Consider the following 19,952-nt stretch of genomic DNA (forward strand, 5'->3'; position numbering starts at 1 on the left):
CGACCACGACACCACCATCTTCGAACCACACCCGCCCAGCCACAAGCAGTTTTCCCTCACCACCGAGACGCGAAGCGGCTTCGCCGCTCGATACGTCCGCTCCGCGGGCTACTCGATCAGCATGGAGCGTCCCCCCTGACGAGGTGACCTTCTCGCGTCCCGGACGCACTCCGCTCGGACGTTCGGCTCGCGCTTCCGCTCTGGGCTCGCGATCTCGGCGCATTTCAGCGTGCCGGAGGTGTTTCCGCGTGCCGGAGCTCGCGCGTCACGACGTTCGGCTCGTGCTTCCACCCCGGGCTCGCGGTTCCGACGCATTTGAGCGTGCCGGAGCCGATTCCGCGTGCCGGAGGTCCAGCACAGCCTGGACCCGCGCCCGGCCGCCGTCCGGCGCGACCGGGTAGCATCGCAGGGCCTGTTCCGGCGGACGAAAGCGACGAGGCCATGAAAACGCGAGTCATCTTCTACCTCATCGGCGGCGTCCTGCTCCTCGGCGCCGGCATCAGCTCGCTCGGCGACGGGGTCTCCGTGCCGGACATCATCACCGTCCTCTGCGGCGTGCTGATCCTCGCCCTCGCCGGCTGGCAGTACCGCCGCTCGCACGGCCCCGACGAGCGCACGCCCGGCGACGACGTCGAGCGCCCCCACCGCTAGCCCGCGCTCAGCCAACCGGCGGGCACGACCCGCTCCCCCTCAGCCGCCGGCCCCGGTCAGCGGTCCGCCCGCGCGTGAGCCCGGCCGCGTGTCGCCGAGCAGCCCAGCCCGCAGCGCGCCCTACCCGCGCGCCAGCAGCAGCCGGTACGGCGCCGCCCGCTCCACGCGCCAGCCCTCGGGCGCCAGCACGCGCAGCTCCGGAGCCGTGTAGCTCCGCCGCACCGACAGCGACCCGTCGTAATGCAGGAACGACCCCGCCGCGATCGGCCGGGTCGCCGCCGCGTACGCGGTGTACGCCAGCCGCGAGCGCTCGATGTCGTTGTGCAGCGCGCGCGGAGCGAGCCGCTCACTGTCCTCGAGCAGCGCGCGGAGCGCCTCGGCCGGCAGGTGGTGCAGCAGGTGGTTCGACGTCACGATGTCGTACTGCGCGCCCTCGGCGACCAGTTCGGCGCTGCTCGCCCGCCGGAACTCGAGCCCGGCCGGCGCAGGCGTCGACGTCGCGAAGGCGAACGCCCGCTCGTCCGGATCGATCGCGGTGATCGCGAGCCGCAGCCCGTCCGCGTGCGCCCAGTCGGCGAGCGAGCGCGCGATGTCGCCGCCGCCCGAGCCGATGTCGAGCAGCCGCAGGGGCTCCTCGCTCCGGAACAGCGGGCGCAGCCGGGTCCGGTAGAGCCGCCGCCAGCCGGAGACGAGCCGGTTCACCGTGCCGAACCGCGCGTAGGTCGCGTCGAGCAGCGCGCGGTCGCAGGACGGATCGTCCATCAGCTCCTGCGCGTCCGTCTCCCGGTGCCGGAGGTCGGGGACGAGCGGCGCGTGGGCGCTCACGCCCCGCCGCGCTTGGTCAGCAGCGCCATCTCGACGGTCAGCCCGGGTCCGAACGCCATCGCGCCGATCCGCTCGCCGGCGGCCGCCTCGCCGTGCAGCAGGCGGCGCAGGATGAACAGCACGGTCGCGCTCGACATGTTCCCGACCGTCCGCAGCACCTCGCGCGAGGGCCGCATCTGCTCGTCCGAGAGGCCGATCGCCGACTGCACGCGGTCGAGGATGCTCCGCCCGCCCGGGTGCACGGCCCAGCGCTGCACGTCCGCGGCGCCGACCCCGCCGAGGCCGAGCATCGGCTCGAGCGCGGCGGTGATGTTCGTGCCGATGATGGACGGCACGTAGGTGCTCAGCCGCATGGTGAAGCCGTGGTCGCCGATCGTCCAGGCCATCTCGTCCTCGCCCTCGGGGGTGAGGGTCGTGTCGAGCTCGTCGATGTCGAGCACCGCGGTGCCCGGCTCGGGCGCGCGGGCGGTGACGACCGCGGCGGCGGCCCCGTCGGCGAAGACGGAGGTGGCAACGATCTGCTCCGCGTCGCTGGAGCTGGTCAGGTGGATGCTGCAGAGCTCCGCCGCGACGACCAGCACGACGGCCGACGGGTCCGCCTCGCAGAACGCGCGGGCGGCGCGGAGCCCGGGGAAGGCGCCGTAGCAGCCCATGAAGCCGAGGTGGAAGCGCTGCGTCGAGACCCGCAGTCCGAGCGCGCGGACCAGCTGGTAGTCGGGCCCGGGCGCGTAGAAGCCGGTGCAGGAGACGGTGACCACGTGCGTGACCTCGCCCGGCGCGAAGCCGGCGGCGTCGAGCGCGCGCTGGGCGGCCTGGGCGAAGAGCTCCGGAGCGCGGGCCGTGTAGACGGCGTTGCGCGCGGCCGTGCCCGGGTCGAGCAGGAGGCCGGAGCGGGCGTCGTAGAAGGTGCTCTCGCCCTCGCGCTCCTCGCCGTCCAGCTCGTCGACGACCGTGTGCCGGGTGTCGATCCCCGAGGCGTTGAAGGCCGCGCCGATCAGCCGCGAGCCGAGGCGGGTGACGGCGGGCTGCGCGGCGAAGAGGTCGCGGAGCGCCGGCTGGTGCAGGACCGTGGGCGGGACGGCCGTCTCGATGCTGCGGATGTGGACGCTCACCCGCGGGAACCTACCGCACGTTCCTGCGGGTGAGCGGCGCTCCGGAGGCTCCGCGTGGCGGTGCTCAGAGGATCGGCTTCCCGCCGGTGACGGCGATCGTCGAGCCGCTCATGTAGCTGGCGTCGTCCGAGGCCAGCAGCACGTAGGCGTGGGCGACCTCGGCGGGCTGGCCGGGGCGGCCGAGCGGGACCTGCTCGCCGAACGAGGCGACGGCCTCCGGCGGCATGGTGGCCGGGATGAGCGGGGTCCAGATCGGGCCCGGGGCGACCGCGTTCGCGCGGATCCCCTTCTCGCCGAGGGCCTGCGCGAGCGAGGCGGTCATGCTGAGCATCGCGGCCTTCGTCGCCGCGTAGGGCAGAAGCTGGTACGACGGCTGATCCGACTGCACCGAGCTCGTCGCGATGATCGAGGCGCCGCTCTTCAGGTGCGGCAGCGCGGACTTGACCAGGTGGAAGTAGGCGCTGATGTTCGTCGCGATCGTGCGGTCCCACTCCTCGTCGGGGATGTCGGTGACCTCCTCGCGGCTCATCTGGAACGCCGCGTTGCTGACGAGCACCTCGAGGTGGCCGAGCTTCTCGACGGTCTCGGCGACGACGGAGCGGCAGTGCGCCGGGTCCTGGAGATCGCCGGGCAGGAGCAGCGCCTCGCGGCCGGCCTCGCGCACCCACTTCGCGGTGTCCTCGGCGTCCTCGTGCTCGTTCAAGTAGGAGATCGCGACGTCGGCGCCCTCGCGGGCGAACGCGATCGCGACGGCCTTGCCGATGCCGCTGTCGGCGCCGGTGACCAGGGCGACCTTGCCGTGCAGGCGATCCGAGCCGCGGTAGCTGGTCTCGCCGTGGTCGGCCTTCGGCGTCAGCTGGCCTTCGGTACCGGGCGGGGTCTGCTCAGGGGATTCCGGAGTCATGATGCTCCCTCTCGTCGTGGGTCGGTCTCCCCATGCAAGCCGCTCCCGCCGCGCGGCGGAACGGGGTTGACGCCCGTTCGGCCGCGCCCGAGCCGTGCGCGGCCGTGCGCGAACATGCCCCCCCCCGTGCCGTGCGCGTACATGTTGGTCGAGTAGCCCCGCAGGGGCGTATCGAGACCCACCCACCGTCAGCAGTCCGGCCCTGCAGACCTGCCTGCTGAAGACAGTGGATCTCGATACGCCCGCTGCGCGGGCTACTCGATCAGCATGGGGCGGCGATCCCGATGAGCATCCGGCCCACCGGCCGATCCGCCCCGTCAAGCCCGCGACACCCGACGTACCCGGGGAGTTGACTGAGCCGACGCTCCGCACCGGGGCGCACGAGGAGGCCGACATGAGCACGCCCACCGATCGGGGCCCCGGCTCCGACAGCAGCGACCCGACCCGCAGCGACCGGGACGCGACCGCCCGCTTCGACACGACGAGCACCGCCTCGACCGCCACGGGCGCCACCGCGACCACCGCCCCCGACGACCAGCCCGCCGCGCACCGCGCCCCCGTCGACCCCGACTCCGCGGAGGCCGCGAAGGCCCGCACCGCCGCCCGCAAGGACATCCACCAGCGCGAGAAGGACCGCTTCGGCGGCCTCAAGATCGGCTGCGCCTTCTTCGGCTGGCTCGCCGCGACCGGCCTCGCGGTCATCCTCACCGCCCTGGTCACCGCGATCGGCGCGGCCGTCGTCGGCACGCAGGACGTCACGGCCGACCTGGCCGCGGACCCCGCCGCCTTCGGCTGGGTCGGCGCGATCGCGCTGCTCGTGATCCTCCTCGTGGCCTACTACTCCGGCGGTTACGTCGCCGGCCGGATGGCCCGTTTCAGCGGCGCCAAGCAGGGCGTCGCGGTCTGGGCCTGGGCCGTCGTCGTGGCGATCGTCGTCGGCATCGTCTCCGCGCTCACCGGAGGCAGCCAGATCCTCTCCGCCGTCAGCGGCTTCCCGCAGATCCCGCTCGACGCGGGCGACGCCACCGTCACCGCGATCGTGACCGTCCTCGCCGCCCTGGTCGTCTCCCTGGTCGGCGCCGTCCTCGGTGGCCTCGCCGGCATGCGCTTCCACCGCCGCGTCGACCGCGAGGGCCTCTCGGGCCTGGCCGTCTGACCTCCCTCCCCGCGAGATGCCACTTGGGTACGCCTCCCTCGGCGTGTCGCGTACCGAACCGGCATCTCGGGGGCTGCCGCCGGGGCTCGGACCCCCGGCCGTCTCCGCGAGATGCCACTTATGAGCTTCCGCCTCGGCGTGTCGCCCTCATAAGTGGCATCTCGCGGACAGCCGCCGCGCGCGCGCCCCGGCCCTCCCCGCGAGATGCCAGTTGGGTACGCCTTCCTCGGCGTGTCGCGTACTCAAGTGGCATCTCGCGGGAGGGGGCTCTCGCCTACGCTCGTGCGGGTGGAGAACGCGCGTGGAGGCAGGCTGAGCAGTGAGCTGGCGGAGTGGGCGGCGCCCGCGGCGCTCGCGGGGCTGCGGGACGAGTACCTCGCCTTCCTCGCGGAGCACGGCGACGCGGCCCTCGAGCGGGACGGCGGCCCCGAGCACGTCACCGCGAGCTGCTTCGTGCTCTCGCCCGCGCTCGACCGCGTGCTGCTCTGCTACCACCGCAAGGGCCGCTTCTGGGTGCAGCTCGGCGGGCACGTCGAGTCGGCCGACGCCTCCGTCCCCGCCGCCGCCGAGCGCGAGGCCTGCGAGGAGAGCGGCCTGCCGGCTCTCACCCTGCTCGGCCCCGTCCCGCTCGACCTCGACCGGCACGGCCTCGGGGGCGGCTTCGGCCGCTGCAGCACCCACTGGGACATCGGCTACGGCGCGATCGCCGACCCCGCGCAGCCCTTCGCCGTCAGCGACGAGAGCGACGCCCTGGCCTGGTGGCCGGTCGACGCCCTGCCCGAGGACGTCCCGCCCGGCTTCCCGGAGCGCCTCGCCGGTGCGCTGGCAGCGGCCCGCCGACTCTGACGCCTCGGCGACGCACCCTCGACCGCCCCGATGCGGCACGATGAACGCATGCCCGACCCCGCGCGCCCCGTCGTCGTCCTCGCCGGAGCGAGCGGCTTCCTCGGCACCGACCTCGCCCGCCGCTTCGAGGCCGACGGCTGGACCGTCCGCCGGATCGGCCGCTCCGGCCCCGACGCCCGCTGGGGCGACACCGCCGCGATCACCCGGGCCCTCGACGGCGCCCGCCTGCTGGTCAACCTCGCGGGCAAGAGCGTCGACTGCCGCTACACGCCGGCCAACCGCGCCGAGATCCTGCGCTCCCGGATCGACACCACGCAGGAGCTGCACCGCGCCGTCGCGGCCGCCGCGACCCCGCCGCCGGTCTGGATGAACGCGAGCACCGCCACGATCTACCGCCACGAGGAGGAGCGAGCCAACACCGAGCGGGACGGCGTGCTCGGCGAGGGCTTCTCGGTCGACGTCGCACGCGCCTGGGAGGAGGCCTTCTTCGCCGGCGAGACCCCCGGCGTCCGCCGCCTCGCCCTCCGGATGACGATCGTGCTCGGCGACGGCCCGGCCACCGGCATCCTGCTGAAGCTCGCCCGCCTGGGCCTCGGCGGCCCGCAGTTCGACGGCCGCTGGCCCGCCACCCGCGCCCGGCGCGCGGCCGGCGTGCACCACGAGTACCGCCCCACCCACGGCCGCCAGCACTTCAGCTGGATCCACGTCGAGGACGTCTACCGCTCGATCCGGTTCCTGGAGGAGCAGCCCCTCGACGGCCCCGTGAACCTCGCCGCACCGAACCCCAGCGACAACACCGAGCTCTCCCGTCTCCTGCGCGCCGCGGTCGGCCGGCGGATCGGCCTGCCCGCCCCGCGCTTCGTCCTCGAGCCGGCGACCTTCGCCCTGCGCACCGAGTCCGAGCTGCTGCTGAAGAGCCGCTGGGTCGTCCCCGGCCGCCTCGAGGACGCCGGCTTCGCCTTCGCCCACCCCGACCTCGGCGAGGCCCTCCGCGACATCGTCGCGACCGCGCGCTGACCCCGGGCCGGGATCGCCCGCCCCGCCGACACCGCCCCGCCGACACCGGCGCCCGCCCCGCCGCGCCCCTACCCGATCCCCCGGGTACGTGTTGCACGCGCGCGGATGCTAACGTCACCATGCCTGCAACGGCGCGGATCACCGTGTCGCGGCACGAGGCGGCGCTGCGCTCCGTGAACGGTCACGGATCCCCGCGGCGCCGCCGACTCCGCCGGGCACCGCCGACGAAGGAAGCAGCGCACCGTGGGATCCAGCGACAGCACGGCCCGGCGAACCGCGGCCGGCAGCGTCGAGGTCCGCGCCCGGCGCGTCGACGGGACGACTGTCGGATTCCGCGCCGTGCTGATCGCGACCGGCGACGGCCGCCTCGTCGTCGCGGACAGCACTTCCGTCCCGGCGGGCTGGCGGTTCACCGGCGCCGCGGACGAGCTGCTCGAGGTCCGCCTCCCCGCCCGCCCCGAGCTGCGCGACGTGAGCGTCGTCTACACGACGACCCTCGACAACCTCGACCACGTCGTCGTCCCGGACACCGGCCGCTGGCACATGAACAGCAGCCACCCGATCTCCGCCTGGCGCTTCAGCGGCGACCTGCAGGTGCGCGCGAACTCGCTGAAGACGCCGGTCTACGTCTTCGAGCGGCTCGGCGGAGGCGTCCACGGCGTGGGTGTGATCGCCGCGCCCGCGGAGATGGACATCACCCTGCACGAGCCCGCGTCGAACCGGGCGCTGAACGTGCACTTCCGCCGGCTGCGGGTGGAGTTCACGCTGCTCCACCTCGCCGACACCGCGGAGGCCGGTGACGACGGCGAGGCCGTGCACCGGTTCTGGATCGCCGTCCTCCCCGCGTCGCAGCACGCCGACTGGCGCTCGGTGCTGCGGCGGTTCTCCGCCTGCGAGCGGCTGGCCCTGGACGTGCGCTACTCCACCCGCCCCGAGGCACTCGAGCCCTACTGGTGCACCTGGGTCGACTGGAGCTCCGAGCACGTCACGCAGGAGCTCGTCCTGCGGAACGCCCGCCTCGCCGCGGAGCTGGGGATCCCGAACATCGTCATCGACGACGGCTGGTTCGGCCGCGGACTGGACTCGAGCTACGACGTGCCGATGGACATCGGCGACTGGACCCCCGATCCGGTCAAGTACCCGGATCTGCCGTGGCTGATCGAGTCGATCCACGCGCTCGGCAGCCGGGTGATCATCTGGTGCGCCCCGCACGCCGTCGGTCCCGCCTCCGCGGCGTTCGGGCGGGTCGGCGACCTCCTCGTCCAGGACGCTCTCGGTGCCCCGATCCTGAACCCGACGATGTTCTACTCGCTGTGCTTCCGCAGCGAGCGCGCCCGGCAGGTCATGGTCGACGTCGTGCGGGACCTCTTCCGGCGCCACCCCTTCGACGGCGTCAAGTACGACCTCTTCAACTGGCTGCCGTCCGAGGAGTGCGAGTCCCCCGAGCACGCGCACGACCTCGGCTCGACGATCGTCGGACTGCACCGCGTCCTCGCCGAGTGCGCGGCGATCACCGAGGCGCAGCCGCGGCCGGTCGTCGTCGAGATGAAGCAGGACTACGCCACCGCCGCCATCGCCGGGCTCGGCTCGGTCGTGCGCGGCGGCGACTCCCCGTACGCGTCGCGGACCAACCTCGTGCGGATGGACTACATCCAGGCCCGGGGGATGCCGGGGCTGAACGACTACCAGACCTTCCCCCGCTCGGCGTCGCCCGCCGAGGTGTGCGTCATCGCCCTGCGGATGGTCGCCGGGGGAGTCCCCGCCTGGGGACGCGACCTCACCGCGCTCGATCCGGGCCAGCGCGTCTGCCTCCTCCGCGTGCACCGCTGGTACCGCGCGCTCCTGCACCACGGCGCCGGCGCCCACCGCGAGAGCGACCGGGACGGCGTGCTCCTGCTCCGCACGGACGTCGGCGTCGTCCTGATCTGCACCGAGCCGGGCCGCGTCATCACCGTGCCGGCCGACTGCTGCCAGATCGTGAACGCGACCCTCTCGACCGAGCTGGTCCTGCGCTCGGAGCAGAAGCGGACCGTCCTCGGCACGCGCTCGATCCTCGCCGAGGTCTGCGTCCCGAGGCTGCGCTCCCTCCCGAGCGGCGTCCACCGCCTGGACCTCGGCACCGGGACCGTGCTCACGCTCGCCGTCGAGCTCCGGCCGCACCCCACCGACGCCGACGGAGGCACCCGATGACCACCCGCACCCGCACCGCGCCCACCGCCCGCACCCTCCGCACCGCCCGGCCCTCCCCGCGCCGGCTCCGCCGCGCCCTCGGCGTCGGCTCCGTCCTCACCGCCGTCCTCCTCGCCACCGCCTGCACGGCGCCGGGCGAGGAGACCGTCGACGTCGTCATCGGCTACCAGTCCAGGACCATCAACACGGTGACGGCCGGCACGCTGCTCCGCGAGCGGGGCTTCTTCGAGAAGGCCCTCGAGGAGCTCGGCGGCGGCGGCGTGCGCTACCGCGTGACCTGGCAGGACTACGACACCGGCGCCCCGATCACCGCGCAGATGCTCGCGGAGAAGGTCGACGTCGGCTCGATGGGCGACTTCCCCCTCGTCGTCAACGCATCGACGACGAGGCCGCACGAGCGGGCGCGGACCGAGCTGATCGCGGTCACGGCGTACAGCATCGACGGCGGCCTGAACGGGATCGTCGTCCCCGCCTCCTCCGACGCCGACGGCATCGAGGACCTCCGCGGCGCCTCGATCTCCACGAGCACGGGCTCCGCCGGCGACGGCCTCCTCTCGCGCGTCCTGCGCGGCGCCGGCCTCGCCGAGTCGGACGTCACCCGGGTGAACCAGGCGCCGAGTGTCGGCGCGTCCGCCCTGACGGCCGGATCCGTCGACGCCGTCTCCCAGTTCACCTCCTGGCCCGGGCTGATGGTCCACGACGGCGGTGCCCGCCTCCTCGTCGACGGCGCCGCCACCCGCGCGCCCACCTTCCACGGAGTCGTCGTGCGCAGCGCCTTCGCCGAGGAGCGGCCGGAGGTCGTCGACGCCTTCCTCTCCGCGATGATCGAGGCGACCGGCTTCCTGCACGCCGATCCGCTCCGGGCGTCGACGATCGTCGCGGAGGAGACCGGTCTGCCGGTCGAGGTCGTGCACCTCTACAACGGGGCCGGCGGCATCGCCACCTTCGATCCGACGCTGAAGCAGCCGCTCCTGGACGCTCTCGCGGAGGACGCCGAGTACCTCGACGCGTCGGGCGTCCCGGTCGACTTCGACGCCGGGTCCTTCGCGGACGACTCTGCCCTCCGCGCCGCCTGGGGCGACGGCTACGACGCGGCGGCCGAGTCGCTCGAGAACCCGGCGGTCCAGCTCGTCCGGGACGAGGACTGCCCGGTGACCGAGTGGGCCGCCGCGACCGCGTCCGAGGCGTGGCCGGCAGGCGAGGAGCAGACCGTGTTCCACGCGACCCCGGAGTGCCTCCTCGCGGCGCTCGCCTCCTCGCCCCTCCCGCCGCGGGCGGCCTACGTGCCCGACCACAGCACGGGCACGCGCTGGTTCGCCGACCGGTCGGAGTGGGTCCACGTCCCCGGCGCGGAGGCGGGCCACCGCCTGCTGCCGTTCGCCACGCGCTCCGCGGCGCAGGAGTTCCTCGACGCGGAGCCCGGCGGCGAGTCGCTGACCTACGGGGAGGCGGTGGACCGTGCGCGTGCGCTCTGAGACCGCCGACGCGACCGCGACCGCGACCGCGCCCGCGCCCGCGTCGGCACAGCACCGGACCACGGCCCTGAGGATCGCCACGCGTCTGGGCACCGTCGCGCTCGCGCTCCTGCTGTGGCAGCTGCTGACCACCGGCGGAGCGCGGCTCTGGCTGTCCTTCGGCACGCTGCCGCCGCCGACCGAGGTGCTCGCCGCGCTGCAGGCCCAGATCGCGACCGGCGCGCTCCACCAGGACGTGCTGGCGAGTCTCGGCCGGATCGGCGCCGGCGTCGTCCTCGCCGGCGTCCTCGGCACCGTCGTCGGCGTCGCTGTCGCCCGGAGCGGCTTCGCCGATGCCAGCATCGGCACCCTCGTGGCGATCGCCCGCCCGATCCCGGCCATCGCGCTGGTCCCGATCGCGATCCTGCTCTTCCCGACCAGCGAGCAGGGCATCGTGGCGATCACGTTCGCGGCCGCGTTCTTCCCGGTCGCGGTGAGCACCCGGCACGCGGTCCGCGCCCTGCCCGCGTCGTGGGAGGACGCCGTGCGCACGATGGGCGGCGGTCGCCTCCAGGTGCTGGCCCGGGTCGTCCTGCCCGGCGCGCTGCCCGGGATCGTCGCGGGTCTCTCGGTCGGTGTCGGCGTCGCCTGGGTCTGCGTCATCTCCGCGGAGATGATCTCGGGGCAGTTCGGCATCGGCTACCGGACCTGGCAGTCCTACACCGTCGTGGACTACCCGGCGGTCGTCGCCGGGATGACGGTGATCGGGCTGCTGGGCTGGCTGACCTCCGCGGCCGTCGAGCGGCTCGGTCGGCGCGCGACCTCCTGGCTGCCTCGAGGCGGATCGTGAGCGGCGGCGAGGAGCTCCGGGTGGAGGAGCTCACCGTCACCCTGGCAGGCCGGCCCGTGCTCGCGGACCTGTCCTTCTCCGTCGGCGCGGGCGAGATCGTCACGGTCCTCGGTCCCTCCGGCTGCGGCAAGTCGACGCTCCTGCGCGTCCTCGCCGGGCTGCAGCCGGCCTCGGGCGGAGTCGTCCGGGCCGGCGGCACCGTCGTCACCGGACCGCACGCGAGCCGGGCGATGGCCTTCCAGGACGACGCCCTCCTCCCGTGGCGGACCGTGCGCCGCAACGTCGAGCTGCCGCTGCTGCTCCAGGGCGTCGGGCGCGCCGAGCGGCGGGCCCGGGTGGACGAGCTGCTGGCGAGCGTGGGCATGGCCGACTCCGCGCACCTGCTGCCCAAGCAGCTGTCCGGAGGCATGCGCCAGCGCGCGCAGATCGCCCGGACGCTCGTGGCCGACCCGCGCGTCGTCCTCCTGGACGAGCCGTTCAGCGCCCTCGACCTGCACAGCCGCGGGATCGCCCAGGACGTGCTCCTGCGGCAGTGGAGCCGCTGCACCCCGACGATCGTCTTCGTCACGCACGACGTCGACGAGGCGGTCCGCCTCGGGCAGCGCACCCTCGTGCTGTCCGCGCGGCCCGCGACGATCGCCCTCGAGCGCCGGCGACCCGAGGCGGCGCCTGGCGACGGCGACGAGCGGCTCCGCGAGCACGCCGCGAGACTGACCCGGGCCCTGGCCGCCGGGCCCGCCGCCCCCGGCCTGCGCTTCGACCCCGCCGAGTCCCCCGCCTGCGCAGTCCCCGCCTCCGCAGTCCCCGCACCCGCGACCCCCGCACCCTCCGAGAAGAGCTGACCCCCGTGCCGCAGAATCTGAGCATCGTCGTCCCCGCGTACAACGTCGAGGCCTACCTCCTCGAGTGCCTCACCTCCCTGGCGGACCGGGACGACGTGGGCGAGGTCGTCGTGGTCGACGACGGCTCGACGGACGGCACCCTCGCGCTGGCCCGCGCCTTCGCGGCGTCGCAGCCGCGCGTCACGGTCCTCAGCGAGGAGCACCGAGGCCTGAGCGCCACGCGCAACACCGGGGTCGCCGCCGCGCAGGGCGAGTTCCTCGCCTTCTGCGACGCGGACGACCGCGTCCCGCCCGGCGCCTACGACCACCTCCTCCGCGCCCTCGGCGCGAGCGGATCCGACTTCGCCTCCGGCGACGTGCGGCGCTTCGACTCCGCCCGGGTCTGGGCGCACCCGCGCTACCGGGAGGTCTTCGCCGCGACCCGGCTCGGAACGCACCTCACCCGCGATCCCGCGCTGATCCTCGACCGGATGTCCTGGAACAAGGTGTTCCGCCGCTCGTTCTGGGACCGCTCGGGGCTGGCGTTCCAGCTGGCGGAGTACGAGGACGGCCCGGTCATGATCGAGGCGCACCTGCGCGCCGCGTCGGTCGACGTCGTCTCGGAGGTGGTCTACCACTGGCGGGTGCGCGAGTCCGGTCCGCACTCGATCACGCAGCGCCTGCACGAGCCGGCGAACGCGGCGGCACGGATGACCATGGCGGTCGAGACCGCGCTCGTCCTGCAGCGCCTCGCGCCGGAGCTCCTGCCGGAGCTGGCGCTGGACATCGTGCACGGTGACATGCGGGTCGTCGCGAACGCCGTGCAGCGCGGCACCGGCGACGCGATCGGGGTCGCCGTCGCGCGGGCCTGCGACTTCCTCGACCTCCTGCCCCCGAAGCTGCTCGAGCTCTCGGAGGAGGACGCTGTGATGGTCGCGCGGTTCCGGCGCGGCGACCTCGCGGCGATCCGCAGCGACGCCCCCGGCCACGACCCGACCGGACGGACCCCGCCGCGATGACGACCGCGCGCGAGAGCGTCCGGAAGATCCTGCGGGCGAACCCGGACTACCGCCGCGTCTTCCTCGCCCAGATCGTCAGCCAGGGCGGTGACTGGTTCACGATGATCCCGCTGATCGTCCTGCTCCAGCGCCTGACCGGCGACGGCGCCCTCGGCGCACTGCTGCTCGCGGCCGAGACCGCGGTCGTCGCCGTGCTCTCGCTCTGGGCCGGCGGGCTCGTCGACCGCCTGTCGCGCCGGACGGTGCTGGTCGTCGCGCAGGCGGGGTCGGCGCTCGCCGTGCTGCCGCTGTTCCTGCTGCAGTCGGCGGCGACCGCGTGGCTCGCGGTGCTCACCTTCGGACTGCTCGCGGCGGGCAAGGCGTTCTTCACCCCGGCCGTCAACGCGATCGTCCCGCAGATCGTGCCGCGGGAGAGCCTGCTCGTCGCGAGCACCGGGCTGAACTCGGTCTGGGGAGTGATGCTCGCGCTCGGCGCCTCCCTGGGCGGCATCGCCTCCGCGCTCGTCTCGCCGTACTTCTGCTTCGCGATCACCGCCGTCGCCTACGGGTTCTCCGCGCTGCTCCTGCTCGGACTGCCCGCGGCGCGCGGGGCCGGGCAGGGGGCGGGGCGCGAGGCCGGGCGGCGCGGAGGAGCGGCCCGCTTCGCCCGCGACGTCCGCGAGGTCGCCGCCTTCTGCCGCTCCGACCGGCGGATCCCGGCCCTGCTGCTGGCGAAGCCCGGCAGCCATCTCGGCAACGGCGCCATCGCGCTCTTCCCGGCGCTTGCGCTGACGATGGCGGCGGACCCCGCCGTCGCCGCGAGCCTCCTCTTCGCCGCGCGCGGCGTCGGCGCCGTGATCGGGCCCCGCGTCGCGCGGTTCGCGGCGGAGCGCTCGCCCGACCTGCGCGGCGGGATCGTCGGCGCCGTGCTCCTCTTCGGCCTCGGCTACGCCCTGGTGTCGATCAGCACCTCCGTCGTCCTCGCGATCGCCCTCGTCCTGCTGGCCCACATCGGCGGCAGCATGAACGCGAGCCTCAGCGGCTACGGCCTGCAGTCGATCACCGCGAACGACCTGCGCGGCCGCGTCTTCGCCGTCGACAACATGATCGCCATGCTCGCGATCGCCCTCAGCCAGGCCCTGGTCTCGCTCGGGATCCTGCTCCTCGAGCCGCGCACCGTCATGGCCCTGTGCAGCGCCGTCGTCCTCGGCTGCGCGGCGCTCTGGTGGTCTGCGACCCGCCGCACGCCCCTGCGCACCGCCTGACCCCCCTGCTGCCCCGCTCCGCTCTCCAAGAGTTGTCGTACCGGCGCCTCCGCTGCGACGACTCGTGAGGAGCCGTCCGCCGACGCCGCACCGACTCTCCAGAAGTCGTCGTACCCGTGCGGCGGGTACGACAACTCTTGCGGAGCGAGCGAGCGAGCGAGCGAGCGAGCGAGCGAGCGCGGGGCGTCAGTGCCCGGCGACGCGCAGCGCGATGTCGCGGCGGTACTGGCCGCCGTCGAGGGTGATCAGGTCGAGGGCGCGGTAGGCCCGCTCGCGCGCCTCGGCGAAGTCGGCGCCGCGGGCGACGACGTTCAGCACCCGGCCGCCGGTGGCGACGAAGCGGCCGTCGACCAGCTGGGTCGCGGCGTGCGCGAGGGTGACGCCGGGGACCTCGGCCGCCGCCTCCAGGCCGCCGAGGACGCGCCCGGTGGCGGCGTTCTCGGGGTAGCCCTCGCTGGCGAGCACGACCGTCACGGCGACGTCCTCCGAGAAGGCCGGCCACGGAACGGAGGCGAGCGCGCCGGTCGCCGCCGCGAAGAGCAGCGCCGAGAGCGGGGAGACCAGGCGCGGCAGCACGACCTGGGTCTCCGGGTCGCCGAAGCGCGCGTTGAACTCGATCACGCGGATGCCGGCCTCGGTGACGATGAGGCCGCAGTAGAGGAGTCCGACGAACGGGGTGCGCTCGCGCTCGAGCTGGCGGATGGTCGGGATGGCGACGGTGTCGATGACCTCGTCGACGAAGGCGCGCTCGCTCTCCCAGCGGTCCGCGAGCCAGGGGAGCGGGGAGTAGGCGCCCATGCCGCCGGTGTTCGGGCCCTCGTCGCCGTCGGCGAGGCGCTTGTAGTCCTGGGCGGGCGAGAGCGGGACGACGTCGTGGCCGTCGGAGAGGAGGAAGAGCGAGACCTCCTGGCCGGCCAGGAACTCCTCGATCAGCACGTCGCCCGACTGCAGCCAGAACTCGGCGTGCGCGACGGCGGCGGTGCGCGACTCGGTCACGAGCACGCCCTTGCCGGCGGCGAGGCCGTCGGCCTTCACGACGTAGGGGGCGCCGAACTCGTCGATGACGCGCGTCGCGTCGACGAGGGTCGAGACGCGGGTCGCCCGGCCGGTGGGGACGCGCGCCATGTCCATCACGCGCTTGGCGAAGGTCTTCGAGCCCTCGAGGGCGGCGGCCGCGCGGTCGGGGCCGAAGGTGGGGATGCGGCGGCGGCGCAGGGCGTCGGCGACCCCCGCGACGAGGGGCGCCTCCGGCCCGATGACGACGAGCTCGATGCCCTGCTCGACCGCGAAGTCGCTGACCAGGCGCGGGCTGTTGGTGTCGAAGTGGATGACCTCCACGTCGCGCGCGATCCCCGCGTTGCCGGGGGCGGCGATGATCTCGTGCGCCTCCTCCTCCGCGAGCAGAGCGGTGATGATGGCGTGCTCACGGGCACCCGAGCCGAGGACGAGGATCTTCACCCTGACAGGATAGGCCCGCCCCGGAGCGCCCCCGCCCGCCGCGCGCCCCGTCGCCGCCCGCCCCGGCCGGCGCCGGCCCCCTCCTCCGCGAGATGCCACTTGTGCACGCCTTCTGCGGCGTGTCGCGTGCACAAGTGGCATCTCGCGAGAGCAGGCAGACACGGGGGACGCCGGGCGGCACGGCAGACTGGTCGCATGGCCAAGGGGAAGATCGACGAGGCGACCGGGCAGGACGCCGTGCGGGCGGCGCTCGCCGGCGGGGCCGATCGCACCACGACGGCGACCGCCGTGCGCTTCCTCCTGCAGATCATCGAGACGAACGTCCCGGGCCGCAGCGTCGAGGTCCGCGTGCCGCCGTTCGGTGCCGCCCAGTGCGTCGAGGGCCCGGGCCACACCCGCGGCACGCCGCCGAACGTGATCGAGATGGACGCCGCCACCTGGCTGCCCCTCGCGACCGGCTCCCTGCCCTGGAGCGAGGGCCTCGCGAGCGGCCGGATCCACGCCTCGGGCGTGCGCGCCGATCTCTCGCCGTTCCTCCCGCTGCTCCACGTCCGCCGGCCGTCGGCGAATTAACATCTCGTAAACGCACCGCCGCCGCCCCGATCGACGTTTGACGGGCAGGCCCGCGTCGGGTTGTCTGGGAAAGTTCCCCCACTGCGGCAGGAGTTCTCTCCGAATCGCCGCTCGATGCTTGGAGACCTCCTAAAGATGCGAAGCACTACCCCCGGCCGTCGCGGCCTGACCAGACTCCTCTCCGTCACCGCCGTCAGCGCGGTGGCCGGAGCGGCCCTCCTCGGAGCGGCTCCCGCGAGCGCCGCCGAGGGCGATGTCGCGATCGACATCCTCTCGATCAACGACTTCCACGGCCGGATCGAAGCCGACGGCACGACCGCCGGCGCCGCTGTCCTCGCCGGCGCAGTCGACTCCTACCGCGCCGCCAACCCGAACACGCTGTTCGTCTCGGCCGGCGACAACATCGGCGCCTCCACCTTCACCTCCAAGGTGCAGGACGACCAGCCGACCCTCGACGTTCTCAACGAGATGGGCCTGGATGTCAGCACGCTCGGCAACCACGAGTTCGACAAGGGCCGCGCCGACGTCGACGGCCGCGTGACCGACGAGTCCGACTTCCCCTACGTCAACGCGAACCTCTTCGACACGACGACCGGCGAGCGCGCCTACGACCCGTACTTCATCGCGGATCAGGGCGGCGTCTCGGTCGCCTTCATCGGCGCGATCACCGAGGACCTCCCGACGCTGGTCAGCCCGGGCGGCATCTCGACTCTCTCGGTCGAGCCGATCATCGACAACGTGAACGAGGTCGCGACCGAGCTCCAGGACGGCGACGCCGCGAACGGCGAGGCCGATGTCATCGTGCTGCTGCTGCACGAGGGAGCCGACGCCGACGCCGCGAAGACCAACACTCCTGAGGCCGACCCCGGATTCGGCCCGATCGTCACGGCTGTCGCTCCGAACGTCGACGCGATCATCTCGGGGCACAGCCACGAGGAGTACAGCACCTCGGTCGACGCAGGCCGCGCGCAGCCGACGATCATCTCCCAGACCGGCAGCTACGCCGAGAACCTGGGACACATGACAGTGACCGTCGACCCGTCCACCAAGGAGATCACCGGTCTCACGAACGAGAACGTCGTGCTCACGCAGGTCGTCCCCGACCCGACGGACGCCACCAAGACCACCATCGTCGGTGCCTTCCCGGCCGACCCCGAGGTCGCTGCCATCGTCGACGAAGCGGTCGAGTTCGCGATCGTTCCCGGCAGCGTCCAGGTTGGCACCATCACCGACGACATCTCCCGCGCCTACCGCGAGGACGGCACCACGACGAACCGCGGCTCCGAGTCCACGCTGGGCAACCTCGTCGCCGACGCGCAGCTCTGGGCCACCCGTGAGCTCGGCACCCAGATCGCCTTCACCAACGCCGGCGGCCTGCGCGACGACCTCGACTTCGCCGCCAGTGCTGAGACCCCGGGCGACGCCGACGGCGTCGTCACCTACGCGGAGGCCTCCGACGCGCAGCCGTTCGCGAACACCCTCGTGACGCTCCAGCTCACCGGTGCCCAGATCAAGGACCTGCTCGAGGAGCAGTGGGTGGGCAGCTCGGCTCACCCGCAGCTCAAGCTCGCGACCTCGGCCGCGCTGACCTACGTCTTCGACCCGGCCGCTCCCTTCGGCTCGCGCATCTCGGAGGTCTTCTTCGACAACCAGCCGATCGACCCGACGGCGACCTTCACGATCGTGACGAACAACTTCCTCTCGACCGGTGGCGACGGCTTCAGCACCTTCACCGAGGGTGTCGGCACGGCCGACTCCGGACGCATCGACCTCGACGCGTTCGTGGCCTACATCCAGGACCTCGGAACGGTCAGCCCGGACCCGGTCCAGCGCTCGGTCGGCCTCACCGCCAACCTGCCCGAGTCCGGTGAGTACGCGGTCGGCGACACGATGACCGTCGACCTCTCCTCGCTGCTGTTCAGCACCGGAGCGCCCACCGACACGGTCGTGACCGTCTCGGTCGACGACGCGGTCGTCACCACCGCCGAGATCGACCCGGCCAGGGCCGTGACCGACGACTCGACGGGTCGCGCCTCCGTCTCCGTGCCGATCGGCGAGAGCCTCGCCGGTGCCACGCACACCGCGAGCTTCGCTCTGGGCGACGCGACCGGCACGACGATCAGCCTCGATTTCGCCGTCGCGGCCGTCGCCACCACGCCGACCCCGACCCCGGAGCCCACCGAGACCGTCATCCCGACGACCCCGGCGACGACGGCCCCCGCCGTCCCGGGCGCCTCGGGCGGCTCGACCGGTCACCTCGCCGCGACCGGCGTCGACGCGACTCCGGCCTTCGCGGCCGGTGCCGCGGCGCTGCTGCTCGGACTCGGCATGACCGTGGCGCGCCTGCGCCGCCGCACCGCCGCGAAGTAGCACTCGCACAGAAGAGGCCCCGCGGTTCGCGCCGCGGGGCCTCTTCTGCGTTCACGAGCGTGCGTGACCCGCGGGCGGCCCCGGCAACGCGAGAACGCCGCCTCCCCGGAGGGGGAGACGGCGTCGGAACGCGATGAGGTGCTGTCGCGGAGCGCGGGGCTCAGTGGCGGACGGGGACCTGACGGTATCCGTCGCGGCTGGCGACGAGCACCGTCGACACCGTGCCCCATGCGGCGACGGCACCGAGGACGACGAGGATTGCGATGCTCATGAGTGTTCTGCCTTTCGTTGCTCCGACGTGTCTGCCAGGTTTGGCGATCCATCCGCCGGGATGCTCTGTACAACGTCCACTCTCGGGCTTTCTGTTCCTTAGGACAATCGCACTGTTCTTGGCCTGACGTGTAGCGTTCCTACATGGACGTGCGACGGCTGGAACTGCTCCGGGAGCTCTCGATGCGGCGCTCGATCACCGCGGTGGCGGCGGCGACGCACCGCACTCCTTCGGCGGTGTCGCAGCAGCTCAAGGTGCTCGAGCGCGAGGCGGGTGTTCCGCTGATCGAGCGCTCGGGACGCGGCGTCGTCCTCACTGCGGCCGGCCGCGAGCTGGCCCGCAGCGCCACCGAGATCGCGACCGCGCTCGAGCGCGCCGACGCGGTGTGGCAGACCTTCAAGAACAACCCGATCGGCGAGGTGACGATCGCGACCTTCCCGACGGCCGGGCAGATGCTGCTGCCGGACGCGCTGGTCGCGCTGCGCAGCGTCGAGGGGCTCGTCGTGCACTGCGAGGACGCGGATCCCGGGACCGACGAGTTCCTCGATCTCACCGCCGACTTCGACATCGTCCTGGCGCACTCTCCCAACGGCCGCAGCGCCTGGGCCGGGCACGGGCTCGCGATGGCCGAGCTGATGGTCGAGCCGCTCGACATCGCCCTGCCGCTCGGCCACCGGCTCGCCGACCGTGCGACCGTCACCGCGGGCGACCTCGTCGGCGAGACCTGGATCGGCGTGCCCGACGGCTTCCCGTTCGAGCGGATCATGCAGGAGATCGAGACGACCTCGGGCGAGCCGGTCCGCGTCGAGCAGCGCTTCGCCTCGACCCGCGTGACGGAGGCGTTCGTCGCGGCCGGCCTCGGCATCGCCGTGGTCCCGCGCTACACCGCGGGCACGGCCGGCATCGTCGTGAAGCCCCTCCGCGGCGTCAACTCCGTGCGCCACATCGTCGCGCTGATGCGCCCCGACCGCGCGGAGCGGCTCTCCGTGCGGACCGTCGTCCGCGAGCTCCGCGCCCAGGCGGGCCGGCTCCTCCACTCCATGTGACCGCGCCCTCGGAGCCGCGACGCGGCACCCGCGGAGCCGCGATGCGGTACCCCCTCATGACTGACCGCGGAGCCGCGAGGCGGCGCCCCCCTCGTGGCCGGCGTCGGAGCCGCGAAGCGGCGCCCCTCGCATGTTGGTCGAGTAG

General features: G+C 73.6%; 17 protein-coding genes. 13 read left to right on the plus strand and 4 right to left on the minus strand.

The window, feature by feature from the left end; all coding sequences use genetic code 11:
* Nucleotides 1-441 precede the first annotated feature (441 nt).
* Nucleotides 442-651: a hypothetical protein gene (locus EDF35_RS00005; RefSeq protein ID WP_123706287.1), complete on the plus strand. Its 210-nt coding sequence runs from the start codon at nt 442-444 to the stop codon at nt 649-651.
* 120 nt (nt 652-771) lie between these two features.
* Here EDF35_RS00005 and EDF35_RS00010 read toward each other — a convergent pair whose 3' ends face one another.
* The 3 genes from EDF35_RS00010 to EDF35_RS00020 all read right to left on the minus strand — a co-directional run bounded on the left by EDF35_RS00010 (nt 772) and on the right by EDF35_RS00020 (nt 3,492).
* Nucleotides 772-1,476 carry a methyltransferase domain-containing protein gene (locus EDF35_RS00010; protein ID WP_243732965.1) on the minus strand — a complete coding sequence of 235 codons (705 nt, stop codon included), beginning with the start codon at nt 1,474-1,476 and terminating at the stop codon, nt 772-774.
* Entirely contained in the window at nt 1,473-2,588 is a 1,116-nt protein-coding gene (locus EDF35_RS00015) for a type III polyketide synthase (RefSeq protein ID WP_133960367.1), read from the minus strand. Before EDF35_RS00015 ends, EDF35_RS00010 begins: the two co-directional genes overlap by 4 nt.
* Nucleotides 2,589-2,652: 64 nt before the next feature.
* Nucleotides 2,653-3,492 carry an SDR family oxidoreductase gene (locus EDF35_RS00020; protein ID WP_133960368.1) on the minus strand — a complete coding sequence of 280 codons (840 nt, stop codon included), beginning with the start codon at nt 3,490-3,492 and terminating at the stop codon, nt 2,653-2,655.
* A 394-nt stretch (nt 3,493-3,886) separates the two neighbouring features.
* Between EDF35_RS00020 and EDF35_RS00025 the strand changes: the two genes are divergently transcribed.
* The 9 genes from EDF35_RS00025 (at nt 3,887) to EDF35_RS00065 (ending at nt 14,089) form a co-directional block, all read left to right on the plus strand.
* Entirely contained in the window at nt 3,887-4,648 is a 762-nt protein-coding gene (locus tag EDF35_RS00025; protein WP_133960369.1) for a hypothetical protein, read from the plus strand.
* Nucleotides 4,649-4,936: 288 nt separating this feature from the next.
* Nucleotides 4,937-5,494 carry an NUDIX domain-containing protein gene (locus tag EDF35_RS00030; protein WP_243839793.1) on the plus strand — a complete coding sequence of 186 codons (558 nt, stop codon included), beginning with the start codon at nt 4,937-4,939 and terminating at the stop codon, nt 5,492-5,494.
* A gap of 48 nt (nt 5,495-5,542) precedes the next feature.
* Nucleotides 5,543-6,511: a DUF1731 domain-containing protein gene (locus EDF35_RS00035; RefSeq protein WP_133960371.1), complete on the plus strand. Its 969-nt coding sequence runs from the start codon at nt 5,543-5,545 to the stop codon at nt 6,509-6,511.
* Nucleotides 6,512-6,754: 243 nt separating this feature from the next.
* Nucleotides 6,755-8,701 carry an alpha-galactosidase gene (locus EDF35_RS00040; protein ID WP_133960372.1) on the plus strand — a complete coding sequence of 649 codons (1,947 nt, stop codon included), beginning with the start codon at nt 6,755-6,757 and terminating at the stop codon, nt 8,699-8,701.
* Nucleotides 8,698-10,176, plus strand: coding sequence for an ABC transporter substrate-binding protein (locus tag EDF35_RS00045; protein WP_133960373.1), 1,479 nt, complete (start codon nt 8,698-8,700; stop codon nt 10,174-10,176). The genes EDF35_RS00040 and EDF35_RS00045 overlap by 4 nt, the downstream gene beginning before the upstream one ends.
* Nucleotides 10,166-11,005 (plus strand): ABC transporter permease, encoded by an 840-nt coding sequence (locus tag EDF35_RS00050; RefSeq protein WP_243839794.1) that lies wholly within the window; start codon nt 10,166-10,168, stop codon nt 11,003-11,005. The genes EDF35_RS00045 and EDF35_RS00050 overlap by 11 nt, the downstream gene beginning before the upstream one ends.
* A gap of 20 nt (nt 11,006-11,025) precedes the next feature.
* Nucleotides 11,026-11,847: an ABC transporter ATP-binding protein gene (locus EDF35_RS21340; protein ID WP_208322985.1), complete on the plus strand. Its 822-nt coding sequence runs from the start codon at nt 11,026-11,028 to the stop codon at nt 11,845-11,847.
* Nucleotides 11,848-11,852: 5 nt separating this feature from the next.
* Complete coding sequence (locus EDF35_RS00060; RefSeq protein ID WP_166673962.1) at nt 11,853-12,845, plus strand: glycosyltransferase family 2 protein; 993 nt, start codon at nt 11,853-11,855, stop codon at nt 12,843-12,845.
* Nucleotides 12,842-14,089 carry an MFS transporter gene (locus EDF35_RS00065; RefSeq protein WP_133960376.1) on the plus strand — a complete coding sequence of 416 codons (1,248 nt, stop codon included), beginning with the start codon at nt 12,842-12,844 and terminating at the stop codon, nt 14,087-14,089. The genes EDF35_RS00060 and EDF35_RS00065 overlap by 4 nt, the downstream gene beginning before the upstream one ends.
* A gap of 186 nt (nt 14,090-14,275) precedes the next feature.
* Here the strand turns inward: EDF35_RS00065 and purD are convergent, their stop codons facing one another.
* Nucleotides 14,276-15,547, minus strand: a complete 1,272-nt coding sequence (purD, locus tag EDF35_RS00070; protein ID WP_133960377.1) for a phosphoribosylamine--glycine ligase — start codon at nt 15,545-15,547, stop codon at nt 14,276-14,278.
* Between the two features lie 195 nt (nt 15,548-15,742).
* Here purD and EDF35_RS00075 point away from each other — a divergent pair, with 195 nt between their 5' ends.
* From EDF35_RS00075 to EDF35_RS00085, 3 genes are all read left to right on the plus strand, one after another.
* Nucleotides 15,743-16,120, plus strand: coding sequence for a sterol carrier family protein (locus EDF35_RS00075; protein WP_123732481.1), 378 nt, complete (start codon nt 15,743-15,745; stop codon nt 16,118-16,120).
* 135 nt (nt 16,121-16,255) lie between these two features.
* Nucleotides 16,256-18,490 (plus strand): bifunctional UDP-sugar hydrolase/5'-nucleotidase, encoded by a 2,235-nt coding sequence (locus EDF35_RS00080; protein ID WP_133960378.1) that lies wholly within the window; start codon nt 16,256-16,258, stop codon nt 18,488-18,490.
* A gap of 414 nt (nt 18,491-18,904) precedes the next feature.
* Nucleotides 18,905-19,807: a LysR family transcriptional regulator gene (locus EDF35_RS00085; RefSeq protein ID WP_127887736.1), complete on the plus strand. Its 903-nt coding sequence runs from the start codon at nt 18,905-18,907 to the stop codon at nt 19,805-19,807.
* Nucleotides 19,808-19,952 lie beyond the last annotated feature (145 nt).

Source organism: Rathayibacter sp. PhB151, from assembly GCF_004366415.1.
GTDB lineage: Bacteria > Actinomycetota > Actinomycetes > Actinomycetales > Microbacteriaceae > Rathayibacter > Rathayibacter festucae.

Excerpts from the sequence above, each read along its gene's own strand:
- EDF35_RS00005 (WP_123706287.1), top strand. The coding sequence starts at position 442 with ATGAAAACGCGAGTCATCTTCTACCTCATCGGCGGCGTCCTGCTCCTC.
- EDF35_RS00065 (WP_133960376.1), top strand. The coding sequence starts at position 12,842 with ATGACGACCGCGCGCGAGAGCGTCCGGAAGATCCTGCGGGCGAACCCG.
- EDF35_RS00035 (WP_133960371.1), top strand. The coding sequence starts at position 5,543 with ATGCCCGACCCCGCGCGCCCCGTCGTCGTCCTCGCCGGAGCGAGCGGC.
- EDF35_RS00045 (WP_133960373.1), top strand. The coding sequence starts at position 8,698 with ATGACCACCCGCACCCGCACCGCGCCCACCGCCCGCACCCTCCGCACC.
- EDF35_RS00075 (WP_123732481.1), top strand. The coding sequence starts at position 15,743 with ATGGCCAAGGGGAAGATCGACGAGGCGACCGGGCAGGACGCCGTGCGG.
- EDF35_RS00020 (WP_133960368.1), bottom strand. The coding sequence starts at position 3,492 with ATGACTCCGGAATCCCCTGAGCAGACCCCGCCCGGTACCGAAGGCCAG.
- EDF35_RS00025 (WP_133960369.1), top strand. The coding sequence starts at position 3,887 with ATGAGCACGCCCACCGATCGGGGCCCCGGCTCCGACAGCAGCGACCCG.
- EDF35_RS00085 (WP_127887736.1), top strand. The coding sequence starts at position 18,905 with ATGGACGTGCGACGGCTGGAACTGCTCCGGGAGCTCTCGATGCGGCGC.
- EDF35_RS00080 (WP_133960378.1), top strand. The coding sequence starts at position 16,256 with ATGCGAAGCACTACCCCCGGCCGTCGCGGCCTGACCAGACTCCTCTCC.